18 protein-coding genes are annotated in these 19,251 nt (G+C 36.6%); 2 read left to right on the top strand and 16 right to left on the bottom strand.

Annotated elements, in window-relative coordinates:
* Positions 1 to 30 precede the first annotated feature (30 nt).
* From B5E95_RS01580 to B5E95_RS01565, 4 genes are all read right to left on the bottom strand, one after another.
* Positions 31 to 1,818, bottom strand: coding sequence for an ABC transporter ATP-binding protein (locus B5E95_RS01580; RefSeq protein ID WP_162606863.1), 1,788 nt, complete (start codon positions 1,816 to 1,818; stop codon positions 31 to 33).
* Positions 1,811 to 3,577: an ABC transporter ATP-binding protein gene (locus B5E95_RS01575; protein WP_087176748.1), complete on the bottom strand. Its 1,767-nt coding sequence runs from the start codon at positions 3,575 to 3,577 to the stop codon at positions 1,811 to 1,813. The genes B5E95_RS01580 and B5E95_RS01575 overlap by 8 nt, the downstream gene beginning before the upstream one ends.
* 83 nt (positions 3,578 to 3,660) lie before the next feature.
* Entirely contained in the window at positions 3,661 to 3,879 is a 219-nt protein-coding gene (locus tag B5E95_RS01570) for a YneF family protein (protein ID WP_012212011.1), read from the bottom strand.
* Between the two features lie 65 nt (positions 3,880 to 3,944).
* Complete coding sequence (locus B5E95_RS01565; protein WP_081776580.1) at positions 3,945 to 4,208, bottom strand: DUF896 domain-containing protein; 264 nt, start codon at positions 4,206 to 4,208, stop codon at positions 3,945 to 3,947.
* Positions 4,209 to 4,359: 151 nt separating this feature from the next.
* Here B5E95_RS01565 and lexA point away from each other — a divergent pair, with 151 nt between their 5' ends.
* Entirely contained in the window at positions 4,360 to 4,986 is a 627-nt protein-coding gene (gene lexA, locus B5E95_RS01560) for a transcriptional repressor LexA (RefSeq protein ID WP_025006359.1), read from the top strand.
* Between the two features lie 28 nt (positions 4,987 to 5,014).
* Here the strand turns inward: lexA and B5E95_RS01555 are convergent, their stop codons facing one another.
* The 8 genes from B5E95_RS01555 to ylxM form a co-directional block, all read right to left on the bottom strand.
* Positions 5,015 to 5,800 (bottom strand): SGNH/GDSL hydrolase family protein, encoded by a 786-nt coding sequence (locus B5E95_RS01555; RefSeq protein ID WP_087176749.1) that lies wholly within the window; start codon positions 5,798 to 5,800, stop codon positions 5,015 to 5,017.
* Entirely contained in the window at positions 5,793 to 6,452 is a 660-nt protein-coding gene (locus tag B5E95_RS01550) for a uracil-DNA glycosylase (protein ID WP_087176750.1), read from the bottom strand. The genes B5E95_RS01555 and B5E95_RS01550 overlap by 8 nt, the downstream gene beginning before the upstream one ends.
* Before the next feature lie 401 nt (positions 6,453 to 6,853).
* The gene (gene rplS, locus B5E95_RS01545; protein ID WP_003629071.1) at positions 6,854 to 7,201 is read right to left on the bottom strand and encodes a 50S ribosomal protein L19; all 348 of its coding nucleotides are present in this window, start codon (positions 7,199 to 7,201) and stop codon (positions 6,854 to 6,856) included.
* A 112-nt stretch (positions 7,202 to 7,313) separates the two neighbouring features.
* Positions 7,314 to 8,033 carry a tRNA (guanosine(37)-N1)-methyltransferase TrmD gene (trmD, locus tag B5E95_RS01540; protein ID WP_087176751.1) on the bottom strand — a complete coding sequence of 240 codons (720 nt, stop codon included), beginning with the start codon at positions 8,031 to 8,033 and terminating at the stop codon, positions 7,314 to 7,316.
* Entirely contained in the window at positions 8,023 to 8,538 is a 516-nt protein-coding gene (gene rimM / locus B5E95_RS01535) for a ribosome maturation factor RimM (RefSeq protein ID WP_025006363.1), read from the bottom strand. The genes trmD and rimM overlap by 11 nt, the downstream gene beginning before the upstream one ends.
* A gap of 69 nt (positions 8,539 to 8,607) precedes the next feature.
* Positions 8,608 to 8,880: a 30S ribosomal protein S16 gene (rpsP, locus tag B5E95_RS01530; protein WP_025006364.1), complete on the bottom strand. Its 273-nt coding sequence runs from the start codon at positions 8,878 to 8,880 to the stop codon at positions 8,608 to 8,610.
* 89 nt (positions 8,881 to 8,969) lie between these two features.
* A complete protein-coding gene (gene ffh / locus B5E95_RS01525; RefSeq protein ID WP_025006365.1) occupies positions 8,970 to 10,400 on the bottom strand; it encodes a signal recognition particle protein in 1,431 nt (476 codons plus the stop codon).
* A gap of 4 nt (positions 10,401 to 10,404) precedes the next feature.
* Positions 10,405 to 10,746 (bottom strand): YlxM family DNA-binding protein, encoded by a 342-nt coding sequence (gene ylxM / locus B5E95_RS01520; protein ID WP_087176752.1) that lies wholly within the window; start codon positions 10,744 to 10,746, stop codon positions 10,405 to 10,407.
* A gap of 194 nt (positions 10,747 to 10,940) precedes the next feature.
* On the opposite strand from ylxM, the gene B5E95_RS01515 reads away from it, so the two are divergent.
* Positions 10,941 to 12,368, top strand: coding sequence for an APC family permease (locus B5E95_RS01515; protein WP_087176753.1), 1,428 nt, complete (start codon positions 10,941 to 10,943; stop codon positions 12,366 to 12,368).
* 54 nt (positions 12,369 to 12,422) lie between these two features.
* Here the strand turns inward: B5E95_RS01515 and B5E95_RS01510 are convergent, their stop codons facing one another.
* The 4 genes from B5E95_RS01510 to smc form a co-directional block, all read right to left on the bottom strand.
* Positions 12,423 to 12,824, bottom strand: coding sequence for a MarR family winged helix-turn-helix transcriptional regulator (locus B5E95_RS01510; RefSeq protein ID WP_162606865.1), 402 nt, complete (start codon positions 12,822 to 12,824; stop codon positions 12,423 to 12,425).
* Between the two features lie 89 nt (positions 12,825 to 12,913).
* Positions 12,914 to 14,335 (bottom strand): C69 family dipeptidase, encoded by a 1,422-nt coding sequence (locus B5E95_RS01505; RefSeq protein WP_025005827.1) that lies wholly within the window; start codon positions 14,333 to 14,335, stop codon positions 12,914 to 12,916.
* 41 nt (positions 14,336 to 14,376) lie between these two features.
* Complete coding sequence (gene ftsY, locus B5E95_RS01500; protein WP_087235458.1) at positions 14,377 to 15,681, bottom strand: signal recognition particle-docking protein FtsY; 1,305 nt, start codon at positions 15,679 to 15,681, stop codon at positions 14,377 to 14,379.
* Complete coding sequence (smc, locus tag B5E95_RS01495) at positions 15,682 to 19,251, bottom strand: chromosome segregation protein SMC (RefSeq protein WP_087235457.1); 3,570 nt, start codon at positions 19,249 to 19,251, stop codon at positions 15,682 to 15,684.

Here is a 19,251-nt window from a genome sequence, read left to right as displayed (position 1 = left end):
TTTGCAATCGTGGAAAACGTCCTTTATTAACTATTCTTTATTCTGCAGAGTATACAAATTGTAGTAGTAACCCTTCTTAGCAAGAAGCTGTTCATGGTTACCACGTTCAATGATTCTCCCCTTGTCTAACACGATAATTTGATCCGCATCGGCAATTGTAGACAAACGGTGAGCAATCGCTAAAGTTGTTCTACCTTTACGTAAACGTTTAAGTCCCTGTTGGATCATAGTTTCAGTTTCGGTATCAACGTTAGCTGTAGCTTCGTCCAATACCAAAACTTTAGGGTCTGTAACCAATGTTCTAGCAAAAGAAATTAATTGACGCTGACCTTGACTTAATTCTTCGCCGCCTTCAATTACCTTTGCGTGATATTTACCTGGCATCTTTTCGATAAATTGATCTGCTTGAACTGCCTTAGCTGCGTCTTTAATTTGTTCATCGGTAATATTCTTATTATATAAACGAATATTAGAAGAAATATCACCATAAAACATGAATGGTTCCTGCAAAACAAGCCCCAGCTTTTTACGCAGTTCTTCTTTAGGGTATTTTTTGATATCTATATCATCAATTAAGATCTCGCCCTTACCAAATTCATAAAAGCGCATCATTACATTGATAATCGAGCTTTTACCAGAGCCAGTATGACCCACAATACCTAAAGTTTCACCTGAATTTACTACGAATGAAATATCATGCAAAATTTCATTTTTACCATCATATGAGAAACTAACGTGCTTGAATTCAATCTTGCCGCGACTGATAGTCAATCCTTCTTGAGCATTTTGCTTTGGCTCATATTGTTCATCATCTAAAATCGCAAAGATTCTCTTACCGGCTACGATACCATCTTGGAAGAAAGTCATCTGGTCCATCATAGTTGAAATTGGATTAAACAATTGTGATAAGTATTGTGAGAAAGCATATACCACACCAGCTGGCACAAATGTTGCCTGCAATGGAAAACCGAAATACATCAACGTTACAGCTAAAGCCAATGAATAAAGCAAACTAGTCAAAGGTGAAAGCAGCAATGAGTTAATACGGATCATGTTGAAACGCGTATTCATCAACCCACCATTTTCACCCTCAAATTGGTTGGTCATTCTCTTTTCTTGGTTAAACTGCTGAATAATCGAGACGCCCTCAATTGACTCATTCAAGTTAGCGTTAATTCTACTCAACCGTTCACGATAGTTACGATAAAGCCGCGAACTCTTTTGCGAATAGAGCCAAATAACAAAGAGCAAAATTGGCACAAACGCTAAAACAATCCAGCCCGCAATCACGTTCGTAGTAAACATTGCGACCAATGCTGTAACCACAGAAAAAGCACCAATTACTACAGTTGAAAGCACAGTCAAGAAGTTGCTAAGAGTCATCGTATCGTTAGTAACTCTTGAAACGATTGAACCGGCAGGAGTTTGGTCAAAATAGCGCATCCCTAACTTATGCAATTTTCGATAAAGCGCTCTTCTAATGCTTTCCAAGGTCTTTTCAGAACCCAAAGCAAAGAAATATTGGTAAGTAAACTGAATGACCGCTTTTAAAATGGAACCTACTGCATAAAGCAAACCCGCAAACAGAATAATTTGGACAGTTGCACTTTGTTTAAGCAAAAAGTTGTCTAAGAAATATTGCAATCCACGCGGAAGCAAAATATTGATAATGCTGACTAAGAAGGCACCAATCAAGGCAATGGTCATTTCAAACTTGAAGTGTTTAACAAAGCCCATCAAACGTTTAAAAATCGCTACCTGCTCTTTAAATGGGATTGCCTTAGACCACACTGATTCTTGCTTTTCTTCATTATTCATCTACATCTTCACCCACCTTTGCTTGCAATTCTTGTCTACGCCACATTTCCGCATACCAGCCATTTTCTTTGAGCAGATCTTGGTGATTGCCTCGTTCAATAATTTGACCGTCTTTTAAGACTAAGATCAAATCGGCATCCATGACCGATGTCAATCTATGTGCCGCAATCATCGTGGTCTTATCTTTTCTTTCATTTCTCAAAGAAGTTAGAATTTCGGTTTCAGTCTTTGCATCAACCGCTGATAAAGCATCATCCAAAATCAAAATTTGGCTATCTTTAAGCAAAGCACGGGCAATGGACATTCTTTGACGTTGACCACCAGAAAGTGAAAGTCCATTTTCACCGACTAAAGTCTCATAGCCATGTGGCATTTGTAAAACATCATCGTGCAAATCACTCTTCTTAGCAGCTACCGCAATCTCATTTTTGCCTGCATCTGCCTCTGAGAAAGCAATATTTCTACCAATACTCGTTGAAAAGAGGAAGTTGTTCTGGGGAACATAAGATATTTGGCTAAGTAAAACTTTAAGCGGAATTTTCTTGATATTGATGCCATTTAAGGTGATTTCACCGTCATATTGGTCGAATTCTCTCAATAGCAGCTGAATGATTGTCGTTTTACCAGCACCTACACGACCTACTAAACCTAAAGTTTGACCAGGTTTTAAGGTGAAATCGATGTCCTTTAACACTGGAATATCCTTTTCATCAGGATAAGCAAACGATTTAATATCAAAATGCAAATCACCTTGTAAGTCTTGAGCCTTAATACTTTGATCAGCGTGGGCATCAGTAATTAACGGTTTTTCATAAAGTAGCTTTTCTACACGGTCGTAGCTCGCACTACCTCTTTCCAAAATATTGAACAAATAACCAATCGCAAACATCGGCCAAACCATGTTGGCAATATAGGCAATGAAGGAAACGAGCTGACCAATCGATAGCACTTTATTTGTAACTAAAAGTCCACCATAAATAATGGTAATTACATAGGTTGCACCGATAATTGCCGTACCCAATGGATCAAATAAGGAGTCCCATACAAACACTTTTTTATTGATATTAATTGTGTCATCGACCATTTTGTCAAAGGCCTGAGTATCTTCTTTTCCTTGACCAAAGGTCTTCAGCACCTTGATGCCTGAAACGGATTCTTGGGTCTTATTATTCAAACGTGAAAAAGCCGCCTGTGACTTATCAAAAGCATCGTGTAAATGACCCCCAAGCTTCCAAGCGCCTAGTGCCAAAAATGGCAGTGGCAATAAGGCAACGATGGTTAGTCGCCAATCAACGAAAATGATCATGGCAATCATAGTTGATAATCCCATGACAAGAGAGTCGACTAAAGTTAAAACGCCATCACCGGCTACGTTTTGAATAGAAGTCACATCGTTAGTTGCATGGGCCATCAAGTCACCGGTTCGGTGGCGCTGATAAAATGTTCTGTCCATGATCATAAAGTGGTCGAACAGTTTAGAACGCATTTGTCGTTCTAGTTCTGCGGCCCCGCCCCAAATTTGCTTACGCCAAAAGTAGCGCAAAATATATAAAACGAAGGCGGCAGCTAACACAGCTAGAACCAACATCCCATATTGCCCCCATGAGATGTGACCTTGATCCAGCTGATCTGCCATCAGTCCTAATACTCTTGGCGGAATTAAGTTGGCTAAAGAGGTTAAAGCAAGAAAAGTAATTCCGATAATATAACGTTTCCTTTCTTGTTTAAAAAACCAACCCAGTTTTTTAAATATGTTCATTTACTCACTCCATTCTTTAAAAAGAACACCAAAAAAGACGAAGGAATAATCCTTCGCCTTAACACCACAAAATAATCTAATAATTACTTTTGTTGATGCTTCATCATGTTCATTACTTGATGAACCTTCTTGTTAGAAGGCTTTTGTCCCATTTGAGACATCATAGCAACGATCATATCTTCACTAATAGGAGGATTTTCCTTAAAATACTTCTTCATGTATGCTCTTGCACCATAGAAACCTGCAACGGCACCAACTAAAAGTGCAATAATAATCAAAAATATTGCTAAACCTAAATTCATATTATATCCTCCATCTAACTAACAATAATATCTTACATAATTTTTCACTTTTTTAAAAGGCTTAATTAATCTTTTCTAAGACCTTTTCTTCTTTGAGCACGTTTTGCTCTTTCTGAGGTTACTTCTTTACCGTTTTTATCGATAATTACCATATTTTCAACGTCTTGCTTAAATGCAGCTCTGAAGTTGGCAAGGAATTTTTTGTGAAGTTCTTTACGTTCTTGTTCCTCTTCGGGAGTTAAGCCTTCCTTTTCTTTCTTATGGTAAAGTTCATTAATTCGATCAGTTACCTTTTTTTCTTCTTCTTTACTCATTGCATCTTTATTCATTTTATATTCACCTCACATTAACAATCTTTAGTCTACCGTATTTTATACAATAAAAAAAGATGCTTTTTATAGAACATTTGTTTGAGATTATGCTATTTATTTGTTAAAATAATCATAAATACTATCTTTTTTACAATAACGGAGAAAAATTATGTCTAAGAAAAACAACGATACTAAACAACTAGAAATTTTACGCTATATTTATGATACTGTAGAACGCCGTGGTTTTCCACCGACAGTGCGAGAGATTTGTGCTGCGGTCAAACTTTCTTCTACATCTACTGTTCACGGTCATCTAGCCCGCTTAGAACGCAAAGGTCTTTTAATCAAGGATGCAACTAAGCCTCGTGCACTTGAAATTACCGATGAAGGTAAAAAGGAATTGGGCATTAAGCCAAAGAAAATCCCAGTTGTTGGTGTGGTCACTGCTGGTCAACCTATCTTAGCAGTTCAAGACATAGATGAATATTTTCCACTTCCACCTGATCTTGAAAACGATGCTGGTGAACTCTTCATGTTAAAAGTTCACGGTGAGAGTATGATTAATGCGGGAATTTTAAACGGTGATAGCGTCATTGTCAGAAAGCAAAATACCGCTAATAACGGCGAAATTGTCGTAGCCATGACTGATGAAAATGAAGCTACAGTTAAACGCTTTTATAAAGAGAACGATCACTACCGTTTACAACCAGAAAACGATACAATGGCACCAATTATCTTATCCAAAGTAAGTATTTTAGGTAAAGTAGTTGGCCTTTACAGAAATAATATCGATTAATATTTAAACCTAAGCAAAAAGCTTGGGTTTATTTTTTCGTCAAAATTTCAGTTAATTTATTTTCAAAAACTGGCAGCCATTTTTCTAAATAACCTGCACGGGTCGGATGAATTTCGTCTGCCATATAAAGAGCAGGTTGGTCTTTAAAATTCGGATCATTATATAAATCCAGAACTTTAATATTCCATTTTTTAGCTAATTGATGTGTTGCTTTTACCATCTGATTATACAAATTACTTTCAAAATAAGGATTTGTATAGATCAAAATTGGACAATGCCATGTAGTCAGAGCTTGACTAATAATATATTCCATCGCACCGATAATTGTTTTTACATCAAAATGGTCATTTTGACTAATTTCTCCCAACTTCTGGTTTGTACGCGCATCATTAGTAGAAAGTTGCAAAACCAACATATCAATTGGTGTTTTAAGATTTTCCTTAAAACGAGCAACATAAGAATCACCATGATAACTGGCATCTTGATCTACCAAAGTAGTGCCATTTTCTGCATCTTTAATAGCAGCAATGCCATCTTTTTTCCATAAGTAGTCTACAAAAGATTCCCCTAATGCACCAAAACCAAATGTGACAGAAGAACCTAAAAATAAGATCTTTTTATTTCTTAATGGGCTATCAATTGTTTTCACACTGTTAAGACTATATTTACGGTTGTTACCCGGTAGATAGGCTAGCTCTGCATAAGCTCTTTGGTGCAAGGGATGCTCATCCAAATCCATTCGCAACTCATTAAGAGCAATATCGGATAAATCATTATTTTGTCTAATAGGGATTAAAAAAGTTTCGTTACTCATTATTTTCTCTTTCTTTATCGATGTAAGGTTTTATTGCTTCCCAATCTTTTACAATATCATCACTTAATTTACGATTATAAAATACAGCCGCAGGATGATATTCTGGAATAACCGTATATTTCTTTTTCGAACAAACATATCCATCTTTAGCTTCATTAAGTTCAAGAATTGGTGTATTCTCAATAACCTTACCATGTTCAGCAGAAATCTTATGACCTGGGCCAAGCAGTCGCTCTAATCCGGTGTTACCTAAAGCAACAATGACTTGTGGATCTGCGTAATGCATTTCATAGTCTAAAAAAGGAGCATGTGCTAACACTTCTTTCTTAGTAGGTTTACGATTTGGTCTTTTAATTACTTCTTTATTTTCTCGTTTACTAAAAACTTTTTTCACACTAAAAGGGCGGCTACGAACAGCACTAGTAATATAAACTTGATCTCGTGATAAACCAATTTGCTTTAGTGATTTATCCAGTTCCTTTCCGGCGTCACCACTAAATGGAATATTATTAACGATTTCATTGCGTCCTGGCGCTTCGCCTACGATCATTAGCAAGGGATGTCTTGGGCCACTTCCTGAATTAATTCCTTCTAAACGCATGCCCTTTGATCTCTCTTTTACTTCTGCCAGTAATTCTTTAGGATAATTCAATCATCTCACCTGTTTCTATTTCTGATATATTAATTATAATATTAGTCAAAATTATTTTACATCTAAATTAAATATAGTATAATGTAATCAATTTAATATCAATTAAAAGCCGCCATTGTGGATAAATGGCGGCTTTCGCTTTAATTCCACACTCAATATCTCTGTTTGTGAAATTTACTTCACAATTCAGATTTATTATATTATCAATGCTATCACTGCATATTAAAGTGACTTTGTGATTTTAATTTGCAGTTTCACATGAGTTCCACGATATTATTATTCACAAACTACGAATATATTATTAAATAATTATCACTTATATATAAATTACTTTAAAAATATTTATCAAAACAAAAAAGCTAGTTCCGTTTGGAACTAGCTTTTCTATATCGACGTTATGATTAACGACGTGCTTCAGCAATTCTTGCTGACTTACCGTGACGTTCACGTAAGTAGTAAAGCTTAGCACGACGCACACGACCATGACGCTTAACTTCAACCTTAGCAACACGTGGGTCGTTAACTGGGAAGGTTCTTTCAACACCAACACCTGAAGCAATCTTACGAACAGTGTAAGTAGCACCGATGCCAGTACCCTTCTTCTTAATTACAACACCTTCGAACAACTGAATACGTTCGTGAGTACCTTCAACAACACGTACGTGAACAGTAACAGTATCACCTGCACGGAAAGCAGGAATATCGTCACGAATTTGTTCTTTAGTCAATTCTTGAATTAATGGATCCATAATATATTTTTCTCCTTCTTCGGCATTCATCCACGCACCAGCGTCAGCGGAACACCCATAACTTTAATTAGTGACATTTGCCACGATGAATAGTTTAACAAATCAAGCCAGCTTAATCAAGCTCTGACTTGATTTCTTCTAGCATTTTATTTTCTTCAATAGTCAACTGACGATCTTTTAACATATCAGGACGATGAAGATAAGTTGCTTTAAGCGCTTCTTTGTGTCGCCACTCAGCTATTTTTTGGTGATTGCCACTAGTTAATACTTCAGGCACTTTTTGACCTTCAAAATCAGCTGGGCGAGTATATTGCGGATATTCTAATAAGCCATGTGAAAAGCTTTCTTCTACTGGACTAGCAGCGTTACCTAAAATACCAGGCAAAAGTCGAACAGTAGCATCAATCATACTCATAGTTGGTAATTCCCCACCAGTTAGCACATAATCTCCAATTGAAACAGTTTCATCGGCTAAGTCATAGACTCTTTGATCAAAGCCTTCATAGTGACCACAAATAAAAGTTAATTCATCTTCTTTTGCCCAGTCTTGTGCCATTTGTTCATTAAAAGTTTTTCCTTGTGGAGCGGTAATAATAACTTTACCAGTAGAAGATAAAGAATTAAGTGCTTTTTTAATTGGCATGATTTGGAGTACCATACCAGCGCCGCCGCCATAAGGAGTATCATCTACGTGGTGATGTACATCTGTTGTGAAATCACGGAAATTAACTAAATTGAGATCCCACTTACCATCTTCTAAACCACGTCCTAACATCGATACTTTCAAAGGTGTAAACATGTCGGGAAAAAGCGTCAATACATTAATCTTCATCTCGTAACCCCTCCATTAATTCTACATAAACTTTTTTGGCAGCTACATCAACTTTTTTAACAACATCGGCAATGTTTGGAATCCAATATTCCTTGCCACTATCTTCACGTACAAGCCAAATATCATTTGCACCTGGAGATTGGATATCAACGATTTTACCGATATTTTTACCAGTTTCTTCATCAATCACATCGCAATCAAAGATGTCTTTATAATAATAAACACCGTCAGGTAATTCGCCACGATCTTCTTCGCTTACTACCAGGATTTGGCCTCGTAATTTTTCTGCTTGATCAATATCTGTAATTTCTTTAAATTGAATTAACCAAAATTGTTTAAATGGACGGCTTTTTTCAATAGTCAATACACGTTTAGTATCGCTTCTAAGTGATAAATGCATCCCTTCAGCAAAACGCTCTTCTGGGAAGTCCGTAATCACGTTAACTTTGACTTCACCATTCAATCCATGAGTTGTTAAAATTCGTGCAACGTCAAAATATTCCATGCATGCTCCTTTTTAAGTAATAAAAAAAGCTTGAAGCACTTGGCATCAAGCTTTTAAATAATCGCAAAATTACTTGTTGTATTTTGCATCGTGCAACTTAGCCATCAAGCCAGCACCTGAAAGAAGTGATCTAACAGTGTCTGAAGGTTGTGCACCCTTTTGTAACCAATCAAAGATCTTGTCTTCATCAAGCTTCAATTCCTTTGGTTGTGAAACTGGGTTGTAGTAACCAACTTGTTCGATGAAACGACCATCACGTGGCATACGTGAGTCTGCAACAACGATTCTGTAGAATGGCTTTCTCTTGGCACCAGCACGGTGCATACGAATTTTAACTGACATAAATTAATTTCCTCCTAAAACTTAACGATTAATAATATACCACCAAAACAAATGGGTGTAAAGTGTTTTTCCTTAACACCTTTATTTTTTTAAGAATGGAATCTCTTAATCTTACGCATACGCTTCTTTTTGTTCTTCTTAAAGTTCTTATTTAAACGACGCATAGCCATCTTGGCCATTGGTGAATCCATCCCTGGCAAGTTGCTTAATCCCTTCATATTGCCCTTAGTCATCTTGCTCATCATTTCCCGCATTTGTTTAAATTGTTTAATCATACGGTTAACTTCGACAACGGGGCGACCAGAACCGGCAGCAATTCTTCTTCTGCGACTTGGATTCAACAAATCTGGATCCTCACGTTCTGCTTCAGTCATTGAATAAACAATGGCAATTGTATGATCAATTTGCTTTTGATCAACATTTAAGTTCTTCAACTGTGGATTATTTGCCATCCCAGGAATCATCTTCATAATTTGATCAAGCGGACCCATTTTTTGCACTTGCTTCATTTGATCAACAAAGTCATTGAAGTCAAAAGTGTTTTCTCGCATCTTTTCAGCGACTTTTTCAGCTTCCTTGGCATCGTAATCTTGTTGTGCCTTCTCAATTAAGGAAAGCATATCACCCATCCCAAGAATTCTGGAAGCCATTCGATCTGGGTGGAAGACATCCAAATCACTTAGTTTTTCACCTTGACCAGTAAATAGAATTGGCTTACCAGTAACTGCACGAATTGAAAGTGCAGCACCACCACGAGTATCACCGTCTAACTTAGTTAAAATTACTCCGGTAACATCAAGTCGCTCATCAAAGCCTTTAGCAACGTCTGTAGCTGCTTGACCAGTCATGGCATCAACTACTAAAAGGATGTTATCTGGCTGTGCAACTTTCTTAACACGTTCCAATTCTTCCATTAATGGTTCGTCTATTTCTAAACGACCAGCAGTATCGATTAAAACATAATCATTCTTGTTTTTATCAGCTTCAGCTAAACCATCCTGTACAATCTTAGCAACATCTTTTTCACCATCTTCGCTAAAGACAGGCACCTTTAATTGATCACCAATTTGCTTTAATTGGTCAACAGCGGCAGGACGATAAATATCTCCAGCAATCAAAAGTGGACGAGCCTTTTGCGTCTTTTGTAAATGATATGCTAATTTACCAACAGTGGTAGTCTTACCAGTACCTTGCAAACCAACCATCATAATAATAGTTGGAATATGCTTAGACTTGTTTAAAGGAACTGCTTCTTCACCCATCATCTTCGTTAATTGTTCATTAACGATTTTAATTACTTGTTGGCCCGGGTTTAAACTTTCTTGAACTTCTTTGCCAAGGGCCTCTTTTTTAATAGTCTTGATAAAGTCCTTAACAACCTTGAAGTTAACATCGGCTTCTAACAATGCAAGTCGAATTTCACGACTAGCCTTATTAATATCCTCTTCTGAAACTTTACCTTTACCAGTTAAATTTTTTAATGCTTTTTGAATTCTTTCACTTAAATTTTCAAAAGCCATGGGTTTACTCTCCCCTCAATTGATTTAATAAATTGGTTATTTCTTTTTTAGCAGTTTGACTATCATTATTATCTATCGACAAAAGTGCATCTGCTAGCACATCTTCAATATGATTATTATCACGCCGCATATGTAATTTGGCTTCATAATTTTTCAAAATTTTAGTGGAGCGTTTTAAATTATCATAAATAGCTTGCCGAGATACATTATGATTAACCGCAATCTCTCCTAATGATAGATCATTATAATAATAATCTTCAAAATAAGATTGCTGTCCTTTAGTTAATAAAGAACCATAATAGGCATATAGGTCGCCTAATTCTTCATTTTTAGTTAATTCATCCATTAATTTTCACCAGTCTTTAGTATATCAAAAAAATGATACTACCAAAAATGTTAATTATCATTTAAATCATGAAGACAAAATCTATCTTTTTTCTCATTAAAAATACGAAATTTGAACTACTTACGGTTGATTTTTTAACGTATTTTTAATTATAATTAAGTAATCTTATTTTTAACATAAAGGGGAATTGTATTGTGAATCTTTGGCAACGAATGAACAAAAAAGAAGATCCACGTGTTTATGAAAATAAAGATGGACACCTGGTTCGATCATTAAAGGTTAAAGATTTCTTAGCCTTAGGGGTTGGGACGATCGTCTCAGCTTCAATCTTTACCTTGCCCGGTGAAGTTGCTGCATTACATACTGGACCAGCGGTTGCAATTTCATTTATTTTAGCTGCAATTGCTGCCGGTTTAGTAGCATTTGCTTATGCCGAAATGGCCGCTGCCATGCCATTTGCAGGATCCGCTTATTCATGGATCAATGTGGTATTCGGCGAATTTTGGGGATGGGTAGCCGGATGGGCTCTTTTAGCTGAATACTTTATTGCTTTAGCATTCGTAGGATCTGGACTTTCTGCTAACTTCAGGGCATTAATTGCACCTATAGGATTAAAATTACCTGCTTCTTTGTCCAACGCTTTTGGTACTAATGGTGGAATTATTGATGCAATTTCACTTGTTTCTATTTTATTAGTTGCTCTTTTAATTGGGCATGGGGTCTCAAGAGCCGCTCGAGTAGAAAATGGATTAGTTTTACTTAAAGTTTTAGCCATCTTGATCTTTATCGTAGTTGGATTAACAGCCATTAAAAGCGCTAACTTTACACCATTTATTCCTAAATATCGTCCTACTGCTCACGGACCATTTGGTGGCTGGCAAGGAATTTATGCTGGTGTATCAATGATTTTCTTATCCTACATCGGTTTTGATTCAATTGCTGCTAATTCGGCAGAAGCTATTAATCCGCAAAAGACAATGCCTCGTGGAATTTTAGGCTCATTAGCAATTGCCGTTACACTTTTTGTAGGTGTTAGTTTGGTATTGATCGGTATGATGCCTTACAAGATGTATGCTAACTCTGCAGAACCTGTTGGTTTGGCTTTACGTTATGCTGGGCACCCAATAGTTGCTGTCGTCGTTCAAACTATTGCTGTTTTAGGTATGTTTACCGCCTTGATCGGTATGGGAATGGCTGGATCTAGATTAATTTACTCATTTGGTCGTGATGGTATGTTACCTAAATGGTTGGGCAAATTAAATTCTGACCGTCGTCCTAACAATGCACTTTGGACTTTGACTATCGGTAGTATTTTGCTTGGTGCTTTCTTCCCATTCTCTATGCTGTCTCAATTAGTTTCAGCTGGTACTTTAATCGCATTCATGTTTGTATCACTTGGTATCTATAAATTACGTCCACGTGAAGGTAAAGATATTGATGATCCATCATTCAAGATGCCATTTTATCCAGTATTGCCTGCTCTAGGCTTCTTAGCTGCATTAATCGTTTTCTTAGGTTTAGATTATCAAGCTAAGCTCTACGCTGGTATTTGGTTTATCTTCGGTTTAATTATTTATTTCTGCTATGGTATTCACCATTCAGTCCTAGATAAGAAAAAATAATTTTTAATAAAAAAGATCAACTGTTGTAAATTGCAGCAGTTGATCTTTTTTTGCCTAATTTTCTTCTTTTTCCAGCATTTTCTTTAAAACATTAACTAAACCTATAGTCTCATCTTTGCTAAGCATCTGAGTAATGGTTTGATCAGTCTCTCTGCGGTGCTTCTCTACTTTCTTGCAAACTTCCTTACCATCTTCAGTAGAAATCACGGTGGCATTATCATCAGTAACTAAATCTTTAGCAACTAAACTTTTTACTAATTCTTCAACTTTATCCTTAGTTACATGAAGCTCCTTGGTTAATTTGTCATATGTCTTGCCATGCTTATGGTGTTCCAATTCAATCAAAATTTCTAATTCATTTGCACTGATATTAAAACTCTTTAAATCAGCATCCATTTGCTTTTCTACTTCATTGCTAATTCTAGTAAAAAATGATCCAATAGTACTTTCTGTCATCATTTCAGATTCTTTCAATTCATTAACTCAATTATACTAGCCGAAGAAAAAACAGCTCAACAATGTTGAACTGTTTTTTGAATTTTAAATTAAAGGTTCTCATCCATGTTGAAGGTTAACTTAGACATGTTAATTGAATCAATCATCATTTGGCCCCAAAGCTTTTCAGTTTCTTCACGAGTATGAGCAACTGTCTTTTGGTTTTCCTTAGTCAAGTAATCAGTTAATTCTTCACCTGATTTGCCATCAGCACCCTTAATAATTTCTTCAACACGATCTCTGAAGTAACGGTTAAGTTCAGTTAAGTATGTAGTGTCAAGTTGAACAAATTGTGGGTAATGACTTTCAACAAGTGCAGCAAATGACTTGTAGTACCACCATGCATCATTCATGTTGTAATCCATTGAAGTATTGTTATATGAAGGATCAGTATCATTCATATTAGCAAAGAATGGAACAAATGGAGTAAAGGTTGGACCACCAATACATAGCCACATAATAGCTGCACGATCTTCTGGCACATCACTTCTAATTTGCAAAATGTGGGCATTTTGGGTACGGTTCAAACCAATTGGACGATAGCGGTGCTTTTCTTCTTCAGTACCTTTGCCAAATGGATCATATGGAGTGTCTTGGTAGTGTGAACCCAAAGCAAATTGAATATCTTCTTTAGTGATCTTTTTAGCAGCCTTACGAATGAATGGAATATCACCATCTTGTGGATCTTGTTCAATCTCTGGGTTAAACAACTTTTGAATGTACCATTGACGATTAGTGTTGTAGTGACGGTCTTGTTCAGTGTAAGTACCAAAAATGTGGCGGAAGTTCCAGCCCTCATGATCAGGATTCAAATGATGTTCTTCAACAAATTCTTGAATTCCTTCACTCCACATGAAGTAATCAGGATTATCAAAATCAACTTGTTCAATTGCCACACGGTTACCAGTAGCTGCATAACAATCATCTGGGATACGTTCTGCAACCCAATGGTGACCAGTAACAATTTCCATGTACCAAATTTCGTCTTTATCACTGAAAAGAACTGAATTACCAGCTGGTGAACCATACTTAGCAATCAACTTACCTAAGTATCTAACACCGTCTCTAGCGGAATGAATATATGGCAAAACTGAAGTTTGCATACAGTCTTCATCCAAACCATCTTTAACAAGTGGATCAAATGCTAAAGTACGTTCATTACCATATGTTGATTCAGTACATGACATAGCAACGTTTTCTTCGTTAATACCACTTTCGTCGTAATAACCGCGATGCTTGTAATCAACGTTTGGAACAGCTGGAACACGTTGAGCGTCTTCTGGTAAATCCATTTCAAACTTGTTAAGCCATGACTTAATGTGTTTCTTTTCACCATGACGAGCCGGTTCGATAATAAACTTTTGTGGGGTGATTGGACGGAATGTATCATCATTACGAGCAATCATAGTAGTACCATCGATTGAGGCTTTTTTACCTACCAAGATAGTAGTACATGCACTATATTCTTTCATAAAATTCTCCTTATAAAACTATATACACTTAAACTTTATCACTAGACTAAGCCATGGAAAAGACCAATTGCATAATTTGCGGCATCAAAATCAGCCAAATCTTCAGCTTTTTCACCAAGTCCAACCAATTTAACCGGTAAGTTCATCTCATTACGGATAGCCAAGACTACCCCACCTTTAGATGAACCATCAAGCTTAGTTAAAACCAGACCCGTTAATTTGGTTGTCTTATCAAAATCTTTAGCTTGGAGCAAGGCATTTTGTCCGGTTGAACCGTCAAGAACCAATAAGGTTTCAGTTGGTTGGTCAGGCAGAAGCTTTTTAATAGTTCTTTGAATCTTTTCTAGCTCAGCCATGAGGTTCTTTTTGTTTTGCAAACGGCCAGCAGTATCAACTAACAAGTAATCAGCTTTTTCATTAATTGCACGTTCAGTTGCATCATAAACAACAGAAGCAGGATCAGCTTTTTCTTTTCCAGTTACTACAGGAACATCAACGCGTTTGCCCCACTCAACTAATTGTTCTACGGCACCGGCTCTGAAGGTATCAGCCGCAGCCATGATAACTGACTTACCTTCATCTTTAAAGCGTTTTGCAAGCTTACCAATAGTAGTAGTTTTACCTGCACCATTGACGCCGACAAAGAGATAAACATTAGGCTTATCTTCGGGGTGATAAATTAACTTTTCATCTTCACTGTTGCCACCCTTGTCATACAAGTCAACCAATTTTTCAACAATAACCTTTTTCAGATCATCACGAGATTTGGCATTTTGCAATTTGGCTTCTTCACGAAGTTCATCGGTTAATTGTTCTGCTGTCTCATAACCTACATCAGATTCAATCAATAAATCTTCCAAATCATCAAAGAAGTCCTCATCAACAGTTCTAAATTTAGCAAAGAATGCATTAAGTCGAGCACCAAAACCTTTATTGGTTTTTTCCAAACCTTTTTCATAAAGTTCTTCTTGTGAGGAATCTTCATCTTCTTCTAGTTCTTCAGGTTCTTCCTCGTCTGTTTCGGTTTCCGACTCTTCAGTAGTTTCAGATTCTTGAGGTTCTGTTTCCTGTTCCTCTTCAATTTCAGCGGTTTCTTCAGATTCAGGCTCTTCTTCATCCTCTGCTACTTCTCCTGAAGCTTCAGACTCGTTATCCTCTTCAATGGGTTCTGTTTCTTCTTGCTTGTCAGATTCAGCAGATTCTTCAGATTGTTCCTCTTGAGCAACTGCTTCACTATCGTCCTGTTTTTGCTCTACTTCTTCTTGTTTTTCCTGCTCTTCTTTTTTCTCTTCTTCGTCATCTTTTTTACCAAAGAGAGACTTTTTAATTCGATCAAATAATCCCAATTATTTCACCCCGTTTTTCTTTTTCATTTCTTTTAATGATACTGACAATACTTGAGATATACCAGATTCTTGCATTACCACACCATACAATTGATCAGCTTGCTTCATTGTTCCTCGTCTATGAGTAATCACAATAAACTGTGTCTTTAAATTATATTTAAGTAAAAATTGAGCAAAACGTGTGACATTTGCATCATCAAGCGCTGCTTCAACCTCATCAAGTAAACAAAATGGTACTGGATTTACCTGCAACATTGCAAATAATAATGTTATCGCAGTTAATGCCCGTTCACCACCAGAGAGCAAACTTAAACGCTGTAACTTCTTGCCAGGTGGCTGAGCGATAATCTCAATTCCTGTTTCTAATAAATTATTTGGTTCAGTTAATTCAAGCTTAGCCTTTCCACCGCCAAAGACAAGTGGGAAAATCCGCTTAAAGCTTTCAGCCACTGCCTCAAATGTTGCTTTAAATCGACTCTTAACCTCTTCATCTAATTCATTCATTGATTTTTCAAGGTCATCACGAGCTTTAAGCAAGTCATTTTGTTGACCATTCAAGAAGTCATAACGCTTTTTAACATCTTCATATTCTTGAATAGAATCCAAATTAACTGGGCCAATGTCTTCAAGTGACATTCGATGCAGTTTAACACTTTTAGCTAATTTTTCTCGAGTTTCTTGATCATTTTGACCTTCAGCTTGAGCAATAGCGGCTTCAAATGTTAATGCATAATCATCACGCAAAGTTTCTAAGCGTTGATCAATCAAACTATTAAACTTTGCAATTTTAACAGAATAATCTTCCTGTTCTATTGCCGCATCCTTACGCAAATCATAGTTTCGGCTAGCAACTTGATCTAACTGATTAATTTGCGCATCAAATTGTCCGAGTTGTGAACTAAGCTCATTTAATTTATTTTGCAGTTGTTCGTTCTTTTGTTTAATTTTTTCCTTCTGCTTCTTTAAATCGGTGTTCTTCTTAACAGAAAGTTCTCCATTTTGATTAAGATCTGTTAATTTCTCCTTTAAATCAGCAGCCTGCTTTTCATTATTATCAATTTGATTGCGTTTATCTTTTTCTTGAACAGCTAGATTTTCTAATTTATTTGCAAAAACTGCGATTTGTGGATCAAGCTTGGATAATTCACTTTGCACACGTTGACTTAAATTATTAAAGTTCTTAATACGTAATTGCAATTCATTCATTTGGCTCTTTTTCTCTTCACCTTGCTTAGATAAAAGAGCCTGCTTATCATTTGCTTCTGCAATCCGCTTTTGCAATTCAACTATATGATCATTCCGCTGCTTCACACGTGATTCATATAAAGTATTAGCATCTTGAAGTCGCTTAACCTCTTTTTCTTGATTTTGGAAAGAAATAGCTGCTTCATTAATCGTTTGATTAATTTCTTGCAAAGAATCATGCAATTTTTGCAACTTATTTTCTACTTTAACGCTTTGATCAACCAAATCTTTTAATTGTGCTTGGTCTTCCTTAAATGATCTAGTTAAACTACTGATTTGCTTTTCTAACTGATTAATTTCAGTTGCCGTCTGCAATGGTGAATTATTGCGCAGGTTCTTTTGTCCACCAGTCATAGAACCGCCCGGTGAAACAACATCCCCATCTAAAGTAACTATTCGATAACGACCAATTCGTTGAGAAATTGCCATTGCGTTTTCGATTGTATCGACAATCACAACACTGCCTAACAAGTAATTAATTGCGGCAGTAATATTATGATCCGTTTTGCTTTCTACTAGTTCACTGGCAATTCCCTTGAATCCATTAAAGGACTTCAAGGTAGTTACTGTAGATTGTGGAATGGTATATTGGCGTAACCCATCTAATGGCAAAAATGTGGCACGACCAGCTCTACTGCGTTTTAACTGATTAATTGCATTTTTAGCACTATTACGGCTATCTGTAATCAAATCTTGAACGCCGCCACCAAGAGCTGTAGTCATCGCTGCTTCAAGTTCAGCTGGGAAAGTAAGCAACTCACCTACGGCACCAATTACGCCAGGAAAATCATTTAAATGATTCAAGACGTTACGGACACCGTAGTAATAACCTTCATGACGTTTTTGAATATTAATTAAAGCTTCATGACGGGCTTCGATCTTTTCCAGTTTATTCCGCTCATCATTAACTGTTTGCTGCAGACGCCTAATTTGATCATTCAAGTCATTACTTTGATCACTGGCTTCAGCAAAAGCCGCATTTTTGTCTTTACGTTTAGCAGTTAGATCTTTACCTTCGGCTCGTAATTTTTCCAGTTCTGCTTTAGCTTCAGATAGTTGTTTACCCACATCATTGCTTTGATAAGTGGTGTCAGCCTTACTACGTTTTAGCTCAGTATTCAAGTTAATTACTTGATTGTTAACCGCAGCTTGATCTTGCAATAATTGAATGTAGTCGTTACGACAATCCTCCAGTTTCTTATTGAGTTCCTCTGGATTTTCACTCAATTCACCTGTAAGCTTATCCCGCTTTTCTTGTAAAACCGCTTGTTGCTTCTTAAGGCTAGCTTGATCTTTTTGTAAACTTTCCAAATGAGCGTTCAGTTGTACCAGGCTCTTCTTCAGCGTTTCAACTTGATTTTTATATTCGATCTTAGTAGCATCATCAAATTGACGTGATTGTTCAGCCATTTGCAAGTTAGCATTCAAATCTGATAATTGCTGACTTAATTTTAATAATTCATTTTGAACTTTTTCTCGTTCATCCCGAATTTTTTGGTACTCTGCTCTTTTTTCTGAGACCGCATTTTGAGATTCTTTAACTTCAGCATCTAATTTTGATAATAAAATCTTATTCTTATCAGCTGATTTTTGAATAGTTTCTTTTTGCTTATTAATATCTTCGATTTCAAATGCTAATAAACTCTTTAGTTCTTTATCTAAACCAGCCTTTTGAAACTTATATTCTTTGGCTAGCGAACTTTGTTCATGCAGCGGCTCTAAGCGGCCCTCAAGTTCTTTTACTAAATCATTAATTCGAATCAAATTATCTTGAGTCTTCTTAAGTTGCCCTTGAGCTGCTTCTTTTTGCTGTTTAAAGTGAAGCACACCCGCAGCTTCTTCAAAAATTACGCGGCGCTGTTCCGGACGTGAATTTAAGATTTGATCAACTCGTCCCTGAGAAATAATGGCTAAGCTATTTTGCGATATACCAGAATCAAGAAAAAGCGTCCGTACATCACGCATGCGGACTTGCTGTCCATTAATCAAAAACTCACTATCGCCAGAACGTAAAATATTTCTAGTAATTGAAACTTCGTCCGTATCAAATGCTAATTCACGTTTGCGATTATCAAAAATTAAGGTAACTTCAGCTTTATTTAATGGCTTACGATATTGACTACCAGCAAAAATGACGTCCTTCATGTTTGTTCCACGAAGAGACTTAGCGCTGGATTCACCCATTACCCAACGAATAGCTTCTGTAATATTACTTTTACCACTACCATTAGGACCAACAATACCAGTTATTCCATCATTAAAATGAATAGTTGTTCTGTCAGCAAATGATTTAAAACCATCGAGCACTAATTCTGTTAATGGCAC

It is taken from the genome of Lactobacillus gallinarum, assembly GCF_002160635.1.
Taxonomy (GTDB): Bacteria; Bacillota; Bacilli; order Lactobacillales; family Lactobacillaceae; genus Lactobacillus; species Lactobacillus gallinarum.
The sequence above is the reverse complement of the archived record's forward strand: the minus strand, read 5'-3'. Positions and strand labels throughout refer to the sequence as shown.